This window comes from Pseudomonas mangiferae (assembly GCF_007109405.1).
Classification (GTDB): Bacteria; Pseudomonadota; Gammaproteobacteria; order Pseudomonadales; family Pseudomonadaceae; genus Pseudomonas_T; species Pseudomonas_T mangiferae.
This window is the reverse complement of record NZ_VJOY01000009.1, coordinates 174,086-190,571: the sequence shown is the minus strand read 5'-3', so window position 1 is coordinate 190,571 and position 16,486 is coordinate 174,086. Positions and strand designations below refer to the sequence as shown.

At 70.5% G+C, this 16,486-nt stretch carries 18 protein-coding genes; 8 read left to right on the top strand and 10 right to left on the bottom strand.

Features of this window, described 5'->3' with window-relative positions; genetic code table 11:
• Positions 1 to 37: 37 nt before the first annotated feature.
• Both FM069_RS14115 and amn read left to right on the top strand, forming a co-directional pair.
• A complete protein-coding gene (locus FM069_RS14115; RefSeq protein ID WP_143488998.1) occupies positions 38 to 1,381 on the top strand; it encodes an aminotransferase-like domain-containing protein in 1,344 nt (447 codons plus the stop codon).
• A gap of 217 nt (positions 1,382 to 1,598) precedes the next feature.
• Positions 1,599 to 3,074, top strand: a complete 1,476-nt coding sequence (gene amn / locus FM069_RS14110; RefSeq protein WP_143488997.1) for an AMP nucleosidase — start codon at positions 1,599 to 1,601, stop codon at positions 3,072 to 3,074.
• Between the two features lie 49 nt (positions 3,075 to 3,123).
• Here the strand turns inward: amn and FM069_RS14105 are convergent, their stop codons facing one another.
• The gene (locus tag FM069_RS14105) at positions 3,124 to 4,200 is read right to left on the bottom strand and encodes an MBL fold metallo-hydrolase (RefSeq protein ID WP_143488996.1); all 1,077 of its coding nucleotides are present in this window, start codon (positions 4,198 to 4,200) and stop codon (positions 3,124 to 3,126) included.
• 80 nt (positions 4,201 to 4,280) lie between these two features.
• Here FM069_RS14105 and FM069_RS14100 point away from each other — a divergent pair, with 80 nt between their 5' ends.
• Positions 4,281 to 4,892: a pseudouridine synthase gene (locus FM069_RS14100; protein WP_143488995.1), complete on the top strand. Its 612-nt coding sequence runs from the start codon at positions 4,281 to 4,283 to the stop codon at positions 4,890 to 4,892.
• A 12-nt stretch (positions 4,893 to 4,904) separates the two neighbouring features.
• Here the strand turns inward: FM069_RS14100 and FM069_RS14095 are convergent, their stop codons facing one another.
• The 3 genes from FM069_RS14095 to FM069_RS14085 all read right to left on the bottom strand — a co-directional run bounded on the left by FM069_RS14095 (position 4,905) and on the right by FM069_RS14085 (position 6,250).
• Complete coding sequence (locus tag FM069_RS14095) at positions 4,905 to 5,297, bottom strand: globin (RefSeq protein WP_143488994.1); 393 nt, start codon at positions 5,295 to 5,297, stop codon at positions 4,905 to 4,907.
• A 98-nt stretch (positions 5,298 to 5,395) separates the two neighbouring features.
• The gene (locus FM069_RS14090; protein WP_143488993.1) at positions 5,396 to 5,599 is read right to left on the bottom strand and encodes a DUF2788 domain-containing protein; all 204 of its coding nucleotides are present in this window, start codon (positions 5,597 to 5,599) and stop codon (positions 5,396 to 5,398) included.
• Positions 5,600 to 5,770: 171 nt separating this feature from the next.
• Positions 5,771 to 6,250, bottom strand: a complete 480-nt coding sequence (locus FM069_RS14085) for an Lrp/AsnC family transcriptional regulator (RefSeq protein ID WP_143488992.1) — start codon at positions 6,248 to 6,250, stop codon at positions 5,771 to 5,773.
• Between the two features lie 579 nt (positions 6,251 to 6,829).
• Between FM069_RS14085 and FM069_RS14080 the strand changes: the two genes are divergently transcribed.
• Positions 6,830 to 8,134 (top strand): MFS transporter, encoded by a 1,305-nt coding sequence (locus FM069_RS14080; protein ID WP_143488991.1) that lies wholly within the window; start codon positions 6,830 to 6,832, stop codon positions 8,132 to 8,134.
• Here FM069_RS14080 and FM069_RS14075 read toward each other — a convergent pair.
• A complete protein-coding gene (locus tag FM069_RS14075) occupies positions 8,083 to 9,027 on the bottom strand; it encodes a cation diffusion facilitator family transporter (RefSeq protein WP_143488990.1) in 945 nt (314 codons plus the stop codon). The genes FM069_RS14080 and FM069_RS14075 overlap by 52 nt on opposite strands.
• A gap of 19 nt (positions 9,028 to 9,046) precedes the next feature.
• Positions 9,047 to 9,466 carry a polyribonucleotide nucleotidyltransferase gene (locus FM069_RS14070; protein WP_143488989.1) on the bottom strand — a complete coding sequence of 140 codons (420 nt, stop codon included), beginning with the start codon at positions 9,464 to 9,466 and terminating at the stop codon, positions 9,047 to 9,049.
• A 173-nt stretch (positions 9,467 to 9,639) separates the two neighbouring features.
• Between FM069_RS14070 and hrpB the strand changes: the two genes are divergently transcribed.
• Positions 9,640 to 12,162, top strand: coding sequence for an ATP-dependent helicase HrpB (gene hrpB, locus FM069_RS14065; RefSeq protein ID WP_143488988.1), 2,523 nt, complete (start codon positions 9,640 to 9,642; stop codon positions 12,160 to 12,162).
• A gap of 235 nt (positions 12,163 to 12,397) precedes the next feature.
• Here hrpB and FM069_RS14060 read toward each other — a convergent pair whose 3' ends face one another.
• From FM069_RS14060 to FM069_RS14050, 3 genes are all read right to left on the bottom strand, one after another.
• Positions 12,398 to 12,949 (bottom strand): GNAT family N-acetyltransferase, encoded by a 552-nt coding sequence (locus FM069_RS14060; RefSeq protein ID WP_143488987.1) that lies wholly within the window; start codon positions 12,947 to 12,949, stop codon positions 12,398 to 12,400.
• A 130-nt stretch (positions 12,950 to 13,079) separates the two neighbouring features.
• Positions 13,080 to 13,739: a hypothetical protein gene (locus FM069_RS14055; RefSeq protein ID WP_143488986.1), complete on the bottom strand. Its 660-nt coding sequence runs from the start codon at positions 13,737 to 13,739 to the stop codon at positions 13,080 to 13,082.
• 67 nt (positions 13,740 to 13,806) lie between these two features.
• Positions 13,807 to 14,361 carry a cysteine hydrolase family protein gene (locus tag FM069_RS14050; protein WP_143488985.1) on the bottom strand — a complete coding sequence of 185 codons (555 nt, stop codon included), beginning with the start codon at positions 14,359 to 14,361 and terminating at the stop codon, positions 13,807 to 13,809.
• 81 nt (positions 14,362 to 14,442) lie between these two features.
• Between FM069_RS14050 and FM069_RS14045 the strand changes: the two genes are divergently transcribed.
• The 3 genes from FM069_RS14045 to FM069_RS14035 all read left to right on the top strand — a co-directional run bounded on the left by FM069_RS14045 (position 14,443) and on the right by FM069_RS14035 (position 15,942).
• On the top strand, positions 14,443 to 15,183 hold the full coding sequence (locus FM069_RS14045; protein WP_143488984.1) for a DUF2076 domain-containing protein: 741 nt from the start codon (positions 14,443 to 14,445) through the stop codon (positions 15,181 to 15,183).
• 88 nt (positions 15,184 to 15,271) lie between these two features.
• Positions 15,272 to 15,751 (top strand): LabA-like NYN domain-containing protein, encoded by a 480-nt coding sequence (locus tag FM069_RS14040; RefSeq protein WP_143488983.1) that lies wholly within the window; start codon positions 15,272 to 15,274, stop codon positions 15,749 to 15,751.
• A 20-nt stretch (positions 15,752 to 15,771) separates the two neighbouring features.
• Entirely contained in the window at positions 15,772 to 15,942 is a 171-nt protein-coding gene (locus FM069_RS14035; RefSeq protein WP_218570301.1) for an SDR family oxidoreductase, read from the top strand.
• 1 nt (position 15,943) lies between these two features.
• On the opposite strand, the gene FM069_RS14030 is transcribed toward FM069_RS14035, so the two are convergent.
• Positions 15,944 to 16,396: an Lrp/AsnC family transcriptional regulator gene (locus FM069_RS14030; protein WP_143488982.1), complete on the bottom strand. Its 453-nt coding sequence runs from the start codon at positions 16,394 to 16,396 to the stop codon at positions 15,944 to 15,946.
• Between the last annotated feature and the right edge of the window lie 90 nt (positions 16,397 to 16,486).

Genomic DNA, 16,486 nt, shown 5'->3' with positions numbered 1-16,486 from the left:
AGTCCCCTGCCAGCCGTCCCGGCTTCGCGAGCCTTCCATGTGGATTCCCCAACTGCCCGATTCTGATCGACCCCGCTACCTGGAACTGGTGGAGGCACTCTCCCGCGCCATCCGCGACGGCGAGCTGAAGCCTGGCGACCGCCTGCCGCCCCAGCGCCGCCTGGCCTGGCGCCTGGGCCTCAACCCCAGCACCACCCAGCAGGCCTACCGCGAGGCGGCGCGCCGGCATCTGGTGTCCGGCGAGGTGGGCCGCGGCACCTACGTGCTGGCCGATAGCGGCGAAGCCAGCCTGTTCCTGCTCAAGAGCCCCGACGCCCCGGGCGCCGCGCCGCTGGACCTGTCCACCAACGTACCGGCCCAGGACCCCGGCAGCCACGACCTGCCCGATGCCTTCGATGCGCTGCGGGCCGCCAGCGCCCTCGGTGCGCTCCAGGGCTATGCCGGGGCGGAGCAACTGGCCCGCGGCCGGCTGGCCGGCAGCACCTGGCTGCGCGGGCGTGGGCTGGACCTGCCGGCCGCCTCGCTGCTGCTCTGCGCCGGCGCCCAGCAGGGGGTGTTCGCCGCGCTGCTGGCGTTGTGCGAGCCCGGCGAGCCGGTGCTGGTGGAAGCCTTCACGTCCCCGGGGATCAAGGCGGCTTCGCGGCAGCTGCGGCTGCCGTTGCACGGTGTCGCCCTGGATGACCGGGGCATCCTGCCCGAGGCCCTGGACCGCCTGGCGCGGGCCACTGGCGCGCGGGGCGTGGTGCTCACCCCCTGCCTGCAGAACCCCACCGGCGCGAGCATGGACGCGGCGCGCCGGGCGGCCGTCGCCGAGGTGGTGCGGCGCCACGGCCTGTGGGTGATCGAGGACGACGTGTACGGCGGGCTGGGCGACGAACCACCCCTGGCCCAGGCGCTCCCGGACCACACGGTGCTGGTCACCAGCCTGTCCAAGGCGGTGGCGCCGGTGCTGCGCCAGGGCTTCATCGCCGGCCCTGCGCCGCTGCTGGCACGCATCGACCGGGAAGCCCAGGCCACCAGCTGGGCTCTGTCGCCCCTGTGCCTGGCGCTGGCCTGCGAATGGATCGAGTCCGGGGTCGCCGCGCGCCGGCTGGCCTGGCAACGCGAGGAGGTGCGGCAGCGCTGGCGACTGGCCCGGCGCCTCCTCGGGGTGCGGATGGCCGACAGCCTGGGCCCGGCGCCGCACCTGTGGCTGAGTGGCGCGGGCGGCGGACGGGTGGAAGCCTGCCGGGCGGCGGGCATCGCCGGCGCCCCGGCGGACATCTTCGCGGTAGCGCCCGAGCGCCTCGACGCGGTGCGGCTGAGCCTGACCGCGGCCCGCAGCCGGGGCGAACTGGCCCGCGCCCTGGCGTGCCTGGCCGAGCACTGGCCGTTGCCCTAGCGGACGTGTTGCCAGCTCGGCAGCCAGGCGCTCCGTACACCCCGTTCAGCTGGGCGATGATCTTCACGGTTCGGGCTGCGACGACGCGCCAGCCCCACCTCGGCGCTGGCGCGGCCGAGCGCCGCGGGTCGCGCCCTCGCCAGGCCGCCCGGCCGCGCTACCCTTGTCGGTGTCGAGCAGGCAAGATGAGCCGGTCCGAGCAGACAGGATGCCTTCCATGAGTTTCTACCCCGACGACGACTTCATCGTCGCCACGTGCGCGGAAGAGGCGGTCGACCGCCTCGCCGCGTTGCATCGCCAGGCCACCGAGGCCCTGAGCCAGGCCCTCAAGCGCTACCTCAAGGAGCGCGTGGTCCCCACCGAGACCCAGCGCGCGCTGTTCCGCTACCCCCTGCTGCGGATCGGCTACCGCTGCCACGGCGAGGTGCCGTCCACCACCCGCGCCTACGCCAAGATCCAGGTCCCGGGCAACTACAGCGTCACCGTCACCCACCCCGAGGCGTTCCGCACCTACCTGCTGGAGCAACTGCGGCCGCTGATGGAGGACTTCACCCTGCAGGTGGAAGTGGGTCCCAGCCAGCAGAACATTCCCTATCCCTACGTGGTGGAACAGGGCGACGAGCTGGCCGGCTCCGGCGTGACCGCCGCCGAGTTGGCACGGGTGTTCCCAAGCACGGACCTGTCGGCCGCCTCCGACGGCGTCGCCGACGGGCTGTACGAATGGGAGAACGCCGACCCCATGCCCCTGGCGCTGTTCGACGCGGCACGGGTGGATTTCTCCCTGCGCCGGCTGGTGCATTACACCGGCAGCGACTGGCGCCACGTGCAGCCGTGGATCCTGCTGACCAACTACCACCGCTACGTCGACCAGTTCATCCGCCACGGCCTCGACCAACTGCGGGACGACCCGCGCTTCGCGCGCCTGGTGCTGCCGGGCAACGTGGTGATCGAGCGCGGCATGGACGAGGGTGAGGCCCAGGCGATCATCGGCAGCGTGCTCTGGCACCGCTACCAGATGCCCGCCTACCACCTGATCGCCGAGGACGGCCACGGGGTGACCCTGGTGAACATCGGCGTCGGCCCGTCCAACGCCAAGAACATCACCGACCACCTGGGGGTGCTGCGCCCCCATTGCTGGCTGATGATCGGCCACTGCGGCGGGCTGCGGCAGTCCCAGACCATCGGCGATTATGTGCTGGCCCACGCCTACATGCGCCGCGACGGCATCCTCGACCGGGTGGTGCCGCCGAACATCCCGATCCCCGCCCTGGCCGAGGTGCAGCAGGCGCTGCAGGAGGCCGCGGCCCAGGTCACCGGCGACAAGGGCGAGGCCCTCAAGCGCCGCCTGCGCACCGGCACCGTGCTGACCTACGACGACCGCAACTGGGAGCTGCGCTGGGCCCAGGAACGGCCGCTGATCAACCTGGCCCGGGCCGTGGCGGTAGACATGGAGAGCGGCACCATCGCCGCCCAGGGCTACCGCCTGCGGGTGCCCTACGGCACGCTGCTGTGCGTGTCGGACAAGCCGCTGCACAGCGAGATCAAGCTGCCCGGCGCCGCCGGTGCGTTCTACGAGCGGGCGGTGAGCCAGCACCTGAAGATCGGCATCGCCGCCCTCGACCTGCTGCGCAGCCAATTGCATTCGCTGCACTCGCGCAAGCTGCGCAGCTTCGACGAGCCGCCGTTCCGCTAGGGCGCGGCCGCCGGCTCCGTCGAGGTGCCGGTCGGTCGCGGCGCGGCATTCAGGACGCGGCGGCGTCTACCTCGGCGGCGGCCAGTGGCAGCGGCGGCACCTGCCAGCGCTCGCCCGGCTGCGGCGCGCGGAAGCGGTCCGCGGCTACGCCCCGGGCTTCGAGGGCGGCGGCCAGGGCCTCGGGCGGCGCGAACTGGTCCTCGTCGCTCAGGTTGAAGGTGCCGAAGTGGATCGCCATGCTGCAGTGCGACTGCAACTGCTGGTGCGCCTGCACCGCGTCGTCCGGGTCCATGTGGTTGTCGCGCATGAACCAGCGCGGCGCATAGGCGCCGATGGGCAGGGCGGCGAAGCGCAGCGGCCCGAAGCGCTCGTGGATCAGCGCGAATTCCGGCCCCAGGCCACTGTCCCCGGGGAACAGCACCGGTCCGCCGGCGGAGGTCAGGACGAACCCCAGCCACAAGGTACGGTTGGCGTCGCCATGGCTGCGGGATGACCAATGCTGCGCCGGCACCGCGTGCAGCGTCAGCGCCGGGCTCAGGGCCAGGGGCTGCCACCAGTCCAGTTCGACCACCCGGGAAAAGCCGCAGGCGCGGATCAGCGCGCCATTGCCCAGGCCGGTGACCACCGTGGCCACCGGGAAGCGCTCGGCCAGCCGGCGCAGGCTGTCCAGGTCCAGGTGGTCGTAGTGGTTGTGGCTGACCAGGATGACGTCGATGGCCGGCAAGTCGTCGAGGGCGACGCCCGGGGCGTGGTAGCGGCGCGGGCCGAGGAACGGGAACGGGCTGGCGCGCTCCGACCACAGCGGGTCGGTGAGGATGTTCAGCCCGTGCTGCTGGATCAGCAGGGTCGCGTGATTGATGTAGGTGACGTGCAGGTCCTCTCCCTGCACCCGGGCCGGCGGCGGGTTGTCCCGCCCGGCCGGCGCCTGCAGTGCCCAGGGCACCTGCTTCTCGCGGTTCATCCGCCACCTGAGGACCTGGCGCAGGGTCTTGCGGTCGGTCGGCTGGAGGTTGTGGAAGCGCCGGCCGTCGAAGTGGTCGCTGGGCGGGCCCTGGTAGCCGGCGTCGGCGCCGCGCAGCAGGTTGAGCAGTTCGATCAGCCAGGTGGGGCGCAGGGCTCGGGTCATCCGGCACACTCTTGCGGGAACGGAGGCGGGCATCCTAGCATCCCGCGCGTCCGCCTCCGCGCCACCGACCGTTTCACGCCATGTCACGCCCCCGCCGTCCTTCCCCGCGTCCTTCGCCCCGCCAGTCCACCCCCGCTGCCGGGCCGGCGCGCCTGCTGCTGTTCAACAAGCCCTACGACGTGCTGACCCAGTTCAGCGGCGGCGATGGCCGCGCCACCCTCAAGGACTTCGTCGACGTGCCGGGTGTCTACCCGGCCGGGCGCCTGGACCGGGACAGCGAAGGGCTGCTGCTGCTCACCAGCGACGGCCGCCTGCAGGCGCGCATCGCCGACCCCCGGCACAAATTGGCGAAGACCTACTGGGTCCAGGTGGAGGGCGAGCCGGACGAGACGGCACTGCAGCGGCTGCGGGACGGTGTCGAGCTCAACGACGGCCCGACCCTGCCGGCCGAGGTGCGCCGGCTGGACGAGCCGGCCCTGTGGCCGCGGCAGCCGCCAGTACGCTTTCGCAAAAGCGTGCCGACCGCCTGGCTGGAGCTGACCATCCGCGAGGGACGCAACCGCCAGGTGCGGCGGATGACCGCCGCGGTGGGGCTGCCGACCCTGCGCCTGGTGCGGGTGCGGATCGGGCCGTGGAGCCTGGAAGGGTTGGCGCCGGGCGAATGGCGCGAGGTGCCCGCCCGGCTCGACTGAAGGCGCTGGCCTTCAGTAGTGGGACTTGATGATGTTGATGCCCTTGGCCAGCACCTCGCGCCAGGCCACCCGGGTTTCCGTGTCGAACTGCTTGTCGTGTTCGGAAATGGTCTGCACCAGCGCATCCAGCCACAGGTCGTAGAGCTCCGGGCGGATGTCCAGGGCGCCCCGAGCATGGCTGCAGCCGAGGGCGCGCAGCTTGGTGTCGGGCATGCCCCGGGCGTACATCACCAGGTTGAGGATGCCCTGGCGCAGCAGCTGCTTCTGCGCCTTCATGTCGGTGTTGAGGAATTTTTCCCGCACCTGGGGCGAACTGGCGAGGAAGTGACGGTAGAAGTCGTCGAAGAAATCGGTACTGGCACAGCACCGTCCATAGCTTTGCATGACGCGATCGGTAGCGTTCATGGGGTGGATCTCCTGAGTGAAAACGAGCCCGTCACGACGATCGCCGGAGCGCCGTCGCGGGGAGGACGAGGGTAGAGACGCGGGATGGGCGTGTGGCGTTACAGCCCTTCGAGGCTGCCGATCACCAGGGTCTTGATGACGAAGCCGATCACCCCGAGCCCGAGGGCGAGGAACAGGATCATGGTGCCGAAGCGGCCCGCATTGGATTTCTTCGCCAGGTCCCAGACGATGAACGCCATGAACAGGACCAGACCGGCGATCAGCGCGGTCATCATCAGCTCTTCAAACTTCTCGGGGCTCATCGTCAACCTCATGGAACGGGGAACGCGCGGACCCGGCGTGCGGGGCCGGATCGAGAGGCCGTGGGGGCGAAGCGTGTTGTTTTTCGAGCGTGGGGGCTGGCGGGCAGTTCCACGCGGGGGCACGGCAAGGCGCCGGCGAGTATACGCGAAGCACGGCGCAGAGCGCCCGCTTCAACTCTTCAGGTGACCCAGCGGCAACTCGGTACTGCTCACCACCTGGTTGAGGACGAAGCTCGACCGCACGCTGGTGACCCCCTCAATGCGGGTCAACTGGCCCAGCAGGAATTGCTGGTAGTGATCCATGTCCGGCACCACCACCTTCAGCTGGTAATCGGCGTCGATCCCGGTCACCAGGCAGCACTCCAGCACCTCGGGGCACTGGTGGATGACCGACTGGAAATGCTCGAAGCGGTCCGGCGTGTGCCGGTCCATGCCGATCAGCACGTAGGCGGTGAGACTCAGGCCGAGCTTCTTGCGGTCCAGCAGCGCCACCTGGCGGACGATGTAGCCGTCGTCCTCCAGCTGCCGCACCCGCCGCGAACAGGGCGAGGGAGAGAGGCCGATGCGTTCAGCCAGGTCCTGGTTGGAAATCCGCGCATCCTTCTGCAATTCCGCGAGGATACGCAGGTCGTAGCGGTCGAATTTCTCCATGTTATGAACATCCTTTCGTATTGATTGCGGATAATCATCCAATATGAGGTGATCATTGCGCAAGTGATGTTGATTTGAGCAATTTTCGCAAACCTCTGCCGGTGTGTGTGACGTAAGCTTTCTTTCAGTTTCACGGCCCGGACGAGGAGTCCACCCGACCCACCCAATCAGGTGCGTCGGCGCCGGCGGTCCCACCGGGCCGCGTCAGGCACCCGGGTCCGTACCGCCCAATCAGGCGGACGACGAAAGCGGCGACACGATTGCCAGCACCGGACGAATACCCGAAGGGGGGTCAGCGATGACCCCCCTTTTGTTTTGTCGTGACGCAGCACAGGCGGCCGGCTTTAGAGCGGAACGTTCGATCCAAAGGCGCGTGAGTGATCGACCCTGGCCTGAGCGACCCTGAACGGACGGTGGAGCTGATGGTGACCGGTGCCCAAGCGCGCAGTGAGCGGGTGGCCTCTGCCTGACGCACGGACCGCTATGGCGTGCGCCTTTTGCTATCCTCCGCCCGCCCGCTACCATCCGACCGCCCCGGTTTTCCCACCGCCGTCGCGTTCGCTGTCTCCCGGAGGCTTCATGACTGCCGATTCCCCACGGCCGCGCCTGGCGTTGAATGACCACAAGACCCTGGGCCTGGCGGCCCTGGGCGGTGCGCTGGAAATCTACGATTTCATCATCTTCGTGTTCTTCGCCCTGACCCTGAGCAAGCTGTTCTTTCCGCCGGAAATGCCGGAGTGGTTGCGCCTGCTGCAGAGCTTCGGAATCTTCGTCACCGGTTACCTGGCGCGCCCCCTGGGCGGCATTTTCATGGCTCATTACGCCGATCGCCTGGGGCGCAAGCGGGTGTTCAGCCTGAGCATCCTGATGATGGCGCTGCCCTGCCTGTTGATCGGGGTGCTGCCTACCTATGCGCAGATCGGCTTCGCCGCGCCGCTGGTGTTGCTGGCGATGCGCATCCTGCAGGGGGCCGCGGTGGGTGGCGAGGTACCCAGTGCCTGGGTTTTCGTCGCCGAGCACACGCCTGCCGGGCACCGCGGTTATGCCCTGGGGGTGCTGCAGGCCGGCCTGACCTTCGGCTACCTGATCGGCGCCCTCACCGCCACCCTGCTGTCGCGGCTGTTCAGCGCCGAGGAAATCCTCGACTACGCCTGGCGCATTCCCTTCCTGCTGGGCGGGGTGTTCGGCGTGGTCGGGGTCTGGCTGCGCCGCTGGCTGAGCGAGACACCGGTATTTCTCGCTTTGCGCGAACGCCGCGACGGCCTCGCCGACTACCCCCTGCGGGCGGTGCTGCGTGAGCATCGCCATGCGTTGATGCCGGCGGCGCTGCTCACCGCGGTGCTGACCTCGGCGGTGGTGGTGCTGGTGGTGGTGACCCCCACGGTGATGCAACAGCGCTTCGGCCTGCCCGCCGAGCGGGCCTTCAGCCTGAGCAGCGTGGGTATCGTCTTCCTCAACCTGGGCTGCGTGCTGGCCGGCGCCCTGGCCGATCGCATCGGCGCCTGGCGTGGCGTGGCGCTGTACAGCCTGCTGCTGGCGCCGGGCATCGGCGCGCTCTACGCCAGCCTGGTGGCCGGTTCGCAATGGCTCGGCGCCGCCTATGCCCTGGCCGGCCTTGCCTGCGGCGTGGTGGGGGTGGTGCCGTCGGTGATGGTGGGGCTGTTCCCGGCCGATATGCGTGTGTCCGGCATTTCCTTCACCTACAACCTCGTCTATGCCCTGTGGGCCAGCACCACGCCGCTGGCCCTGATCGCGCTGATGCCCTGGAGCCCGTGGGTCTGCGTGGTGTTCTGCGGGGTAATGGGGGTCGTGGGCCTGCTCACTGCCCTGCGCTACGGGCGTGGCGCCCCGGCCTGCGATCCGGCGCTGGTGTCGGCGCGCTGAAGCCCGGTTTCCCGGCCTACCACGCTCTGGGGGTCGGCATGGACCAGCACGTCGGCCCGGGGATAGGCCTCGCGGATCGATGCGGCGACCTGCTCGCCCAGGGCGTGGGCGTCGAACAGGTGCATGGCGTCCGGCAGCTCCAGGTGCAACTGGACGAACCAGTGGTTGCCCGAGACCCGGGTGCGCAGGTCGTGGGCGCCCAGCACGCCGGGGACCTGGCGGGCCAGGGCGAGCATGGCCTGGCCCACGTCATCCGGCAGTTCCTGATCCATCAGCACCGAGAACCCTTCCCGGGCGATGCACCAGGCGCTCCACAGGATGTAGGCGGCGATGCCGAGGCCGAACACCGCGTCTGTGCCCTGCCAGCCGAAAGTGGCGAGGAGCAGTGCCAGCAGGATGCTGCCGTTGAGCAGCAGGTCGGAGCGGTAGTGCAGGGAATCGGCGCGCACCGCCGTGGAGCCGGTGACCCGGATCACATGACGCTGGAATGCCAGCAGCGCGCCGGTGAGCAGGAGCGACACCAGCATCACCGCGATCCCGGTTTCGGGTGCGCCCAGCGGCTGCGGGTGCAGCAGGCGATCCACCGCCTGCATGGCGATCAGCACTGCGCTCACCGCGATGAACACCGCCTGGCCCATGCCCGCCATGGCCTCGGCCTTGCCGTGGCCGTAGCGGTGGTCGTCGTCCGCCGGGCGCAGGGAATAATGCACGGCGATCAGGTTGAGCAGCGAAGCCGCGCCGTCCAGCAGCGAATCAGTGAGGCCGGCCAGCAGGCTCACCGACCCGCTCAGCCACCAGGCAACCCCCTTGGCCGTCGCCAGGGTCAGCGCCACCGCCAGGGAGGCGCGGGTCGCCAGGCGCATCAGCCGGGCATGGTCGGCGGGCACGGCCATGACGAAAAGGGACGCGCGATCAGGCGGCCGGGCGCAGGCCGTAGGCGGCGAGCTGCTGGGCATTGCCGCTGTGACGGATCAGCCGCGGGTCGTCCAGGGGCAGGTCATGACCGGTTTCGCGCAGGATGATCGCCTTGAGCCGTGCGGGGTCCACCTGGCCGTCGGCGCCGATGGCGTCGTGCAGACGCTCCGGCGCCACCGAATACTGCTGGCCTTCGGGCAGGTAGATGGCGCCGGTGGCGAAGTCCACGGCGAAGGCGATCAGCCCGGGAATCACGTAGAACAGGATGCCGATGGCATCCAGGCCGGCCACAAGCGGGTCGACGCGGCCCTCGATCTGCCCGCGGCGGTCGGGGAAGAACAGCGAGCCGCAGGCGGCGAGCTGGGTGAACAGGGCAACGGCGAGGACGCCGCCGACGACGCGGTTAGCTGTGCGCATTGAGCACCTCCTGGGAAAATGGGCGCCACTATAGCAGTGGCCCGGGGACAGTTCTTCGCTGCTACTCAGACTGCCACCGGGTCCGCGGGGTTCGCCGCGCGTGAGCGCCTATGCCCGGGTGGAAGCGCTGCTGCCTGGCCCTATAATCCGCGTCCCCTCGCATTGGAGCCGGTATGAACGCTCTCCCCATTGACGCCATCCTCCCGGACCTGCGCGCCGCCCTCGCCGCGCGGGATGAAGCCGTGCTGGAAGCGCCCCCCGGGGCGGGCAAGACCACCCGCGTGCCGCTGGCCCTGCTGGATGAGCCGTGGCTCGCCGGGCAGCGCATCCTGATGCTGGAGCCGCGTCGGCTGGCGGCCCGTGCTGCCGCCGAGCGGCTGGCGGCGGAGCGGGGCGAGGCGGTGGGGGAGGCGGTCGGCTACCGCATCCGCCTGGACAGCCGGGTCGGCCCGCGCACTCGCATCGAGGTGGTCACCGAGGGCATCCTCACCCGCCGCCTGCAGGACGACCCGGGCCTGGAGGGTGTCGGCCTGGTGATCTTCGACGAATTCCACGAGCGCAGCCTGGACGCCGACCTGGCCCTGGCCCTTACCCTCAACGGTCGCGAGCTGCTGCGGGACGAGCCGCTCAAGGTGCTGGTGATGTCCGCCACCCTGGACGGGGAGCGCCTGGCGGCATTGCTGGACGATGCGCCGGTGGTGCGCAGCGAGGGCCGCATGCACCCGGTGGCGATCCGCTGGGGTCGCCAGCCGGCCCCCGGCGGCGCCTATGCGCGCGACGGCCTGGAGCCGCGGGTGGCTCAGGCGGTGCTGCAGGCCCTGGACGAGGAGCCGGGGAGCGTCCTGGTGTTCCTGCCGGGGCAGGCGGAGATCCGCCGGGTCGCCACGCGCCTGGAGGACGCCCTGGGCAACCGCCCCGGGGTGCGCCTCTGCCCGCTGCACGGGGAGCTGGACCTGGCCGCCCAGCGCGCGGCCATCGAGCCGGCTCCGGCTGGCATCCGCAAGGTGGTGCTGGCCACCAACATCGCCGAGACCAGCCTGACCATCGAGGGCGTGCGGGTGGTGATCGATGCCGGCCTGGAGCGGGTGCCGCGCTTCGACCCGGCCAGCGGTATGACCCGCCTAGACACCCAGCGCATTTCCAGGGCCTCGGCGACCCAGCGTGCCGGCCGTGCCGGTCGCCTGGAACCGGGGGTCTGCTACCGGCTGTGGTCGGAAGAGCAGCACGCCCAGCTGACGGTCCACGGCAGCGCGGAAATCCTCCAGGCCGACCTGGCCGGGCTGGCGCTGCAACTGGCCCGCTGGGGCGTGGACGCGGACGACCTGCGCTGGCTGGATGCACCGCCCAGCGCCGCCCTGGCCCAGGCCCGTGACCTGCTGGCGCGCCTCGGCGCGTTGCGCGGCGACCGCCTCGACGCCCACGGCCAGGCCATGGCGACATTGCCGGCACACCCGCGCATCGCCCACCTGCTGCTGCGCGGCCAGGCCCTGGGGCTGGGGGCGCTGGCCTGCGACCTGGCGGCCCTGCTGGGGGAGCGGGACATCCTGCGCGACGGCGGAGCCGACCTGCACAGCCGCCTCGCACTGCTGGAGGGCGGCGCCACGGGGTCCGCCCGGGGTGCGGTACAGCGCATTCGCCAGCTGGCGCGGCAGTACCGCGGGCTGCTGCGGCAGGCGCCCGCCCAGCCGGTGGCCGACCCCCAGCACCCCCGCTGGCTCGGCTGCCTGCTGGCGTTCGCCTACCCCGACCGGGTCGCCCGGCAACGCACCGGATCGGCCGCCGGCTACCGCCTGGCCAATGGCCGCGCCGCAGTGTTCGCCGAGGCCGATGCCCTGATGAAGGCGCCCTGGCTGGTGATCGCCGACCTGGGCAGCCGCCAGGGCCAGCGGGACGAGCGCATCTACCTGGCGGCCGAGCTGGACCCGGCGCTGTTCGACGGCCCGCTGGCGGAGCAGGTGAGCACCCTGGATGTGCTGGACTGGGATGAGCGGGAGGGGGTGCTGCGCGCTGAGCGCCAGCGCCGGGTGGGCGAACTGGTGCTGGCCAGCGAGGCGTTGCCGGCCCTGGACGAGGACGCCCGCAGTCGCGCGCTGCTGGGCGTGGTGCGGCGCAAGGGCCTGGCGCTGCTGCCCTGGACGCCGGAGCTGCGCCAGTGGCAGGCGCGGGTGGGCCTGCTGCGCCGGCTCGACCTGGAGCGGGACGGCCGCAGCGACTGGCCGGACGTGAGCGACGCGGCGCTGCTGGCGTCCCTGGAGGACTGGCTGCTGCCGTACCTGGGCAAGGTCTCGCGGCTGTCCCATTTCGCCCAGCTGGAGCTGGCGAGCCTGCTCCAGGGCACCTTGCCCTGGCCGCTGCCAAAGCAGCTGGAGGCGCTGGCGCCGCGCACCCTGCAGGTGCCGTCCGGCTCCCATATCCGCCTGGATTACAACGAGTCCCCGCCGGTGCTGGCGGTGCGCCTGCAGGAACTGTTCGGCCTGGCGGACACGCCGCGCATCGCCGATGGTCGGCTGGGGGTGAAGCTGCACCTGCTGTCGCCGGCGCAACGCCCGGTGCAGGTCACCCAGGACCTGGCGAGCTTCTGGGCCACTACCTACGCCGAGGTGAAGAAGGACCTCAAGGGCCGTTACCCCAAGCATTACTGGCCCGACGACCCCCTGGTGGCCGAGCCTACCGCCCGTGCCCGGCCGCGGCGCTAGGTTTTGTACGAAAAGTGCCTGCGCTCGGTGATGCTTCGTTAAGAATGGGTTCGGAATGCTCATTTACAGCACGTAAACTCCGCTTCCTTTTCCATTTTTTCCTCGCCTGACCTTCGCTCGACGACTTTTCGTACACAACCTAGGGCGTGCCGCCCCGGCGTTCGGCGGCTGCGCGAGCCCGCGCAGGGACTGAACCAGCGAAGGCTCGCGCCCGAGGCCCGGCGCGCTGAAGCGCTCAGGTCGGACGATTGCCCAGCCATTCCTCGCGGGTCAGTTCCCAGATTTCCTTGGGCATCGGCCCGCAGACGAAGCGGCCCTCGCGGGTCTCCACCTTGCGCATGTCCTCGCGCAGGGAAATGGCGCGCGAGGCCTGGTTCTCCACAGCTTTCGGCACCTGCATGAGCGGACGCCCGAGCGTCTCGAACCAGAAGGCATTGATGACCTCGCAGGCCTCGCCCATGTAGCCCTGGCCCTGCCAGGGCGGTGCCAGCCAGAAGCCCCGGTTGTTGCCGGGTTGGTCGTACAGGCTGATGCTGCCGATGCAGGGGCCTGTCGCCGTGCCCAAGCGGATCATCCAGTGCCACTCCCGGCCGGCGGCCATGCCCGGCAGCGCGACGTCGCGGACATAAGTCAGCGCCCCGTCATCCGGGTAGGGCCAGGGCACCCGGTGATCCAGATACCGCACCACCTCCCAGTGGGCGAACAGCCGCTGGATGGCGGGCGCATCGGCGAGCGCCAGAGGCGTGAGGGTCAGGCGCGGGGTGCTGAGGGTGGGCGTGCGTTCCATGACGACGGTTCTCGGTGGCGGATGGCGTGCAGCGTTTTTGTACGGTCCGGGGAGGGCGAGCGAGCCGGCGGCTTCCTCCGTCATTCCCCGGCTGCAAGGCGATGCCCGGCGCAGGGCGGCGCGAAACGCCTCAGGCCTGGGTTGGCGGCGGCAGGCGCAGCATGAACAGGCGGTAGGTCACCACCGTGGGGAACAGCTGCAGGAAGCTGCTGACGGTCCGGCACGCCAGGTCCAGTGCCAGCGGCGGCTGCGGGCCCAGCCCGTATGCCGAGAGCCCATCGAACAGCCACGCCGGCAGCATTGCCGCCAGCAGGCTCAGGGCCAGTCCCCCGAACTGGCCGCGGGTCAGCTGGAAGCTGTCGGTCATGGCCTGCAGCGGCGAGCGCCCGCGCAGGGTCAGCAGGCATTCGGCGTAGGCCAGCTTGACCATCAGCCACAGCCCCGGCAGCACGTAGAGGGAGAAGCCCGCCAGCAGCAGCGCCACGCTCAGGGTGAACAGCACGGCGAAGCGCGGCCAGAGGGTCAGTGCGTCGCCCCACAGGGCCAGGGTCGTCGGGCGTTCGCCGCGGCTGCGGGCATCCAGGAAGAGGATCAGCGCGGCGGTGTAGAGCGGGTAGAACAGGACGTTGGCGAGGAGCGGGTAGAGGGAGGAATCGTTCCCCGTGTGCGCCTCGATGAAACGCTGCAGCAACGCCTCGGGCACCAGCAGGGGCAGGCACAGCAGGGCGATGGCGAGGAGGTGGCGGCTGAAGAAGTAGCAGGAATCGCGCAAGGCGCTGAAGGACATCATCGGCGGTTCACGACAAGAGCGGGGCGGCTACTGTAGCGGAAGCCGCCGTGGGCCACCAAATGGGTACCTAGGCCCAGCGGTCCAGCACGGCCCGGGTGCTCAGCACTTCGGCGTATTCCCCGTGCAGGTTGGCCATGGCCATGTCGTGGACCTCCTCGGCGCTGCGCGGGCGGCCGCGGAAGTCCCTCTTGGCGAAGGTGAAGCAGGCATCCTCCGGGACCTGGGCGATGAACCCCAGGTTGCCGGCGCTGCGAGCGGTGGCTTCCAGGGAGTTCTCGCTGATCACCCCGGCGATCACCAGGCGATCGAGGCCGCGTACTCGCAGCCAGCGCTCCAGGGCGCCGCTGGCGAAGGCGTCCGGCACGTTCTTCTCCAGCACCTGCTCGTGGAGCTGCGGCTCGAATGCCGCCTGGAAGGCCGCGCCCGGTTGGCCCGGCGCGAAACCCGAGGCCGGGTCACGGGAAATATGGCGGATATGCACAAGCGGCCAGCCCTGGGCGCGCCAGTGGGCCAACAGGGCGGCGAGATGCGCCTCGGCGTCGGGGTTGTTGCGCGGCACCGGGCGCGGCTCCGCCATGCAGCGTTGCAGGTCGACGAGCAGCAGGGCAGGGGTGGCGGGCATCGCGGGCAGCCTGGGAACTTGGGTTCGCCAGCTTGCTCAAACCGCCATCGCGTGTCCAATGCGCATTTCGCAGAGGTACCCATGGAAACGTCAGAACAAGCCCTGATCGACGGCCTGTTCGATCGCCTGAAGAAGGCCGAGCAGGGGACCGCGCCGCGGGATGCCCAGGCCGAGGCGCAGATCAACCGCCACCTCGCCGGGCAGCCCAGCGCGCCCTACTACATGGCCCAGGTGATCCTGATCCAGGAAGCGGCCCTCAAGCGGCTCGACCAGCGCGTCAAGGACCTGGAGGCTCAGGCCGCCGCCCAGGCGCGCAGCCGTCCGGCGAGCGGCGGTTTCCTCGCCGGGCTGTTCGGCGCCGGCGGCCGCGACAGCACGCCCGCCCCGGCACCGCTGCCGGCCAGTTCCTGGGGCAGTGCCCCACCGTCCACCGCCGGTGGCTACGGGGCAACGCCCGGTGGCGCGCCTTCGCGGATGGGTGGCTTCCTCGGCGGCGCCCTGCAGACCGCCGCCGGTGTGGCGGGCGGGGTGATGCTGGCGGACATGCTCACCGGGCTGTTCCACCAGGCCAATCCCCAGGAGATCGTCGAGATCATCCAACCGCCGGCCGTGGACCCCAACGACCATGACGTCAGCTTCCTCGCCGACAGCGACCTCGACACCAGCCACATGACCCCCGACCAGTTCGGCGGGGCGCCCGGCCTCGCCGACAGCGGCGGCCGCGACGCCTTCGACGACCCGGGCCTGGGCGACCCGGGGTTCGGCGACGCGGACTTCGACCCGGACCCCGGCTTCTTCTCCGACGACGACACGTTCGTCTGATCCACGGGCGGCGCCCGGGCGCGGAGCATGCGCCGGCGAGCCCGGGCTGCGATAATCGCCGCCCGTTCGCCGGCCACCGGAGCCCGCCGTGACATCCATCGCCCTGTTCGCCGACGTCCAGAACCTCTACTACACGGTACGCCAGGCTTACGCCTGCCATTTCGACTACACCGCCCTGTGGGCGCGGGTGGCCGGCCGGGGGCGGATCGCCGAGGCCTACGCCTACGCCATCGATCGCGGCGATCCGCGCCAGCGGCAGTTCCAGAACATCCTGCGCAACCTGGGCTTCACCGTGAAGCTCAAGCCCTACATCCAGCGCAGCGACGGCTCTGCCAAGGGCGACTGGGACGTGGGCATCACCCTGGACGTGATGGAGGCGGCGGAGCGGGTGGACGAGGTGGTGCTGGCCTCCGGCGACGGCGACTTCGACCTGCTGCTGGAGCGCATCCGCCAGCGCCATGGCACCCGCAGCCAGGTCTATGGCGTGCCGGGCCTCACCGCCCAGTCGCTGCTGCGCGCCGCCGACGACTACCAGCCCATCGAGGGCGGGCTGCTGCTGCGTTCCTGAGCGCTTTCTCCTACGTACACTTGGGCAGCGAAGCCCTGCGCCAGCGGATCGCCGCCCTGGTGCCCATCGGCCGCCTTGGCCGGCCCGAGGAGATCGCCGAGGCCGCGCCGTTCCTGGCGTCGGATGCGTCGGGCTTCATGGGCGGCGCGGAACTTCGGGTGGGCGGCGGAGTGCGCTTCCTCAGGCCCTGAGTCAGGCCTTGCGGCCGTCCTGCAGGGTGGCCGGCAGGCGCCGGGTGAGAGGCGTGGAGAGGATCAGCGAGGTCTTGCTGGCACCGAACGGGCTCAGCTGGTCGATCAGGTCCTGAAGCTCCGGCATCGAACCCACCGACGCCTGGATCAACAGGCAGGCCTCGCCGGTGACCCGGTGGCAGAGGGATATCTGCGGGATGCGCTCCAGGGCTTCGAAGGTGCGCTTGAACTCCTGGTGGGCCAGGCGCAGCTCGATCATGCACTGGATGGGCAGGCCCACCTGGGCCGGGTCGACGCAGGCGTGATAGCCGGTGATGACGCCGCTGGCCTCCAGCTTGGCCACCCGGTCCGCCACCGCCGGCGGCGACAGGTTCACCCGCCGCGCCAGTTCGGCGAACGAGGCGCGGCCGTTCTCCACCAGAGCCGCCACCAGCAGCCGGTCGTACTTGTCCATGAGCCCTCCAGGCAGGAAGCGAAAGCATCGGACCGACTCTACCTGGGAAACCAAGGCGAATACGAGGATCAAGCAGGGTTTCGCTCTTAT

What these genes read in the sequence shown, in the direction of transcription:
- FM069_RS14115 (WP_143488998.1), top strand. Translation starts at nt 38, where the DNA reads ATGTGGATTCCCCAACTGCCCGATTCTGATCGACCCCGCTACCTGGAA.
- amn (WP_143488997.1), top strand. Translation starts at nt 1,599, where the DNA reads ATGAGTTTCTACCCCGACGACGACTTCATCGTCGCCACGTGCGCGGAA.
- FM069_RS14105 (WP_143488996.1), bottom strand. Translation starts at nt 4,200, where the DNA reads ATGACCCGAGCCCTGCGCCCCACCTGGCTGATCGAACTGCTCAACCTG.
- FM069_RS14100 (WP_143488995.1), top strand. Translation starts at nt 4,281, where the DNA reads ATGTCACGCCCCCGCCGTCCTTCCCCGCGTCCTTCGCCCCGCCAGTCC.
- FM069_RS14095 (WP_143488994.1), bottom strand. Translation starts at nt 5,297, where the DNA reads ATGAACGCTACCGATCGCGTCATGCAAAGCTATGGACGGTGCTGTGCC.
- FM069_RS14090 (WP_143488993.1), bottom strand. Translation starts at nt 5,599, where the DNA reads ATGAGCCCCGAGAAGTTTGAAGAGCTGATGATGACCGCGCTGATCGCC.
- FM069_RS14085 (WP_143488992.1), bottom strand. Translation starts at nt 6,250, where the DNA reads ATGGAGAAATTCGACCGCTACGACCTGCGTATCCTCGCGGAATTGCAG.
- FM069_RS14080 (WP_143488991.1), top strand. Translation starts at nt 6,830, where the DNA reads ATGACTGCCGATTCCCCACGGCCGCGCCTGGCGTTGAATGACCACAAG.
- FM069_RS14075 (WP_143488990.1), bottom strand. Translation starts at nt 9,027, where the DNA reads ATGGCCGTGCCCGCCGACCATGCCCGGCTGATGCGCCTGGCGACCCGC.
- FM069_RS14070 (WP_143488989.1), bottom strand. Translation starts at nt 9,466, where the DNA reads ATGCGCACAGCTAACCGCGTCGTCGGCGGCGTCCTCGCCGTTGCCCTG.
- hrpB (WP_143488988.1), top strand. Translation starts at nt 9,640, where the DNA reads ATGAACGCTCTCCCCATTGACGCCATCCTCCCGGACCTGCGCGCCGCC.
- FM069_RS14060 (WP_143488987.1), bottom strand. Translation starts at nt 12,949, where the DNA reads ATGGAACGCACGCCCACCCTCAGCACCCCGCGCCTGACCCTCACGCCT.
- FM069_RS14055 (WP_143488986.1), bottom strand. Translation starts at nt 13,739, where the DNA reads ATGATGTCCTTCAGCGCCTTGCGCGATTCCTGCTACTTCTTCAGCCGC.
- FM069_RS14050 (WP_143488985.1), bottom strand. Translation starts at nt 14,361, where the DNA reads ATGCCCGCCACCCCTGCCCTGCTGCTCGTCGACCTGCAACGCTGCATG.
- FM069_RS14045 (WP_143488984.1), top strand. Translation starts at nt 14,443, where the DNA reads ATGGAAACGTCAGAACAAGCCCTGATCGACGGCCTGTTCGATCGCCTG.
- FM069_RS14030 (WP_143488982.1), bottom strand. Translation starts at nt 16,396, where the DNA reads ATGGACAAGTACGACCGGCTGCTGGTGGCGGCTCTGGTGGAGAACGGC.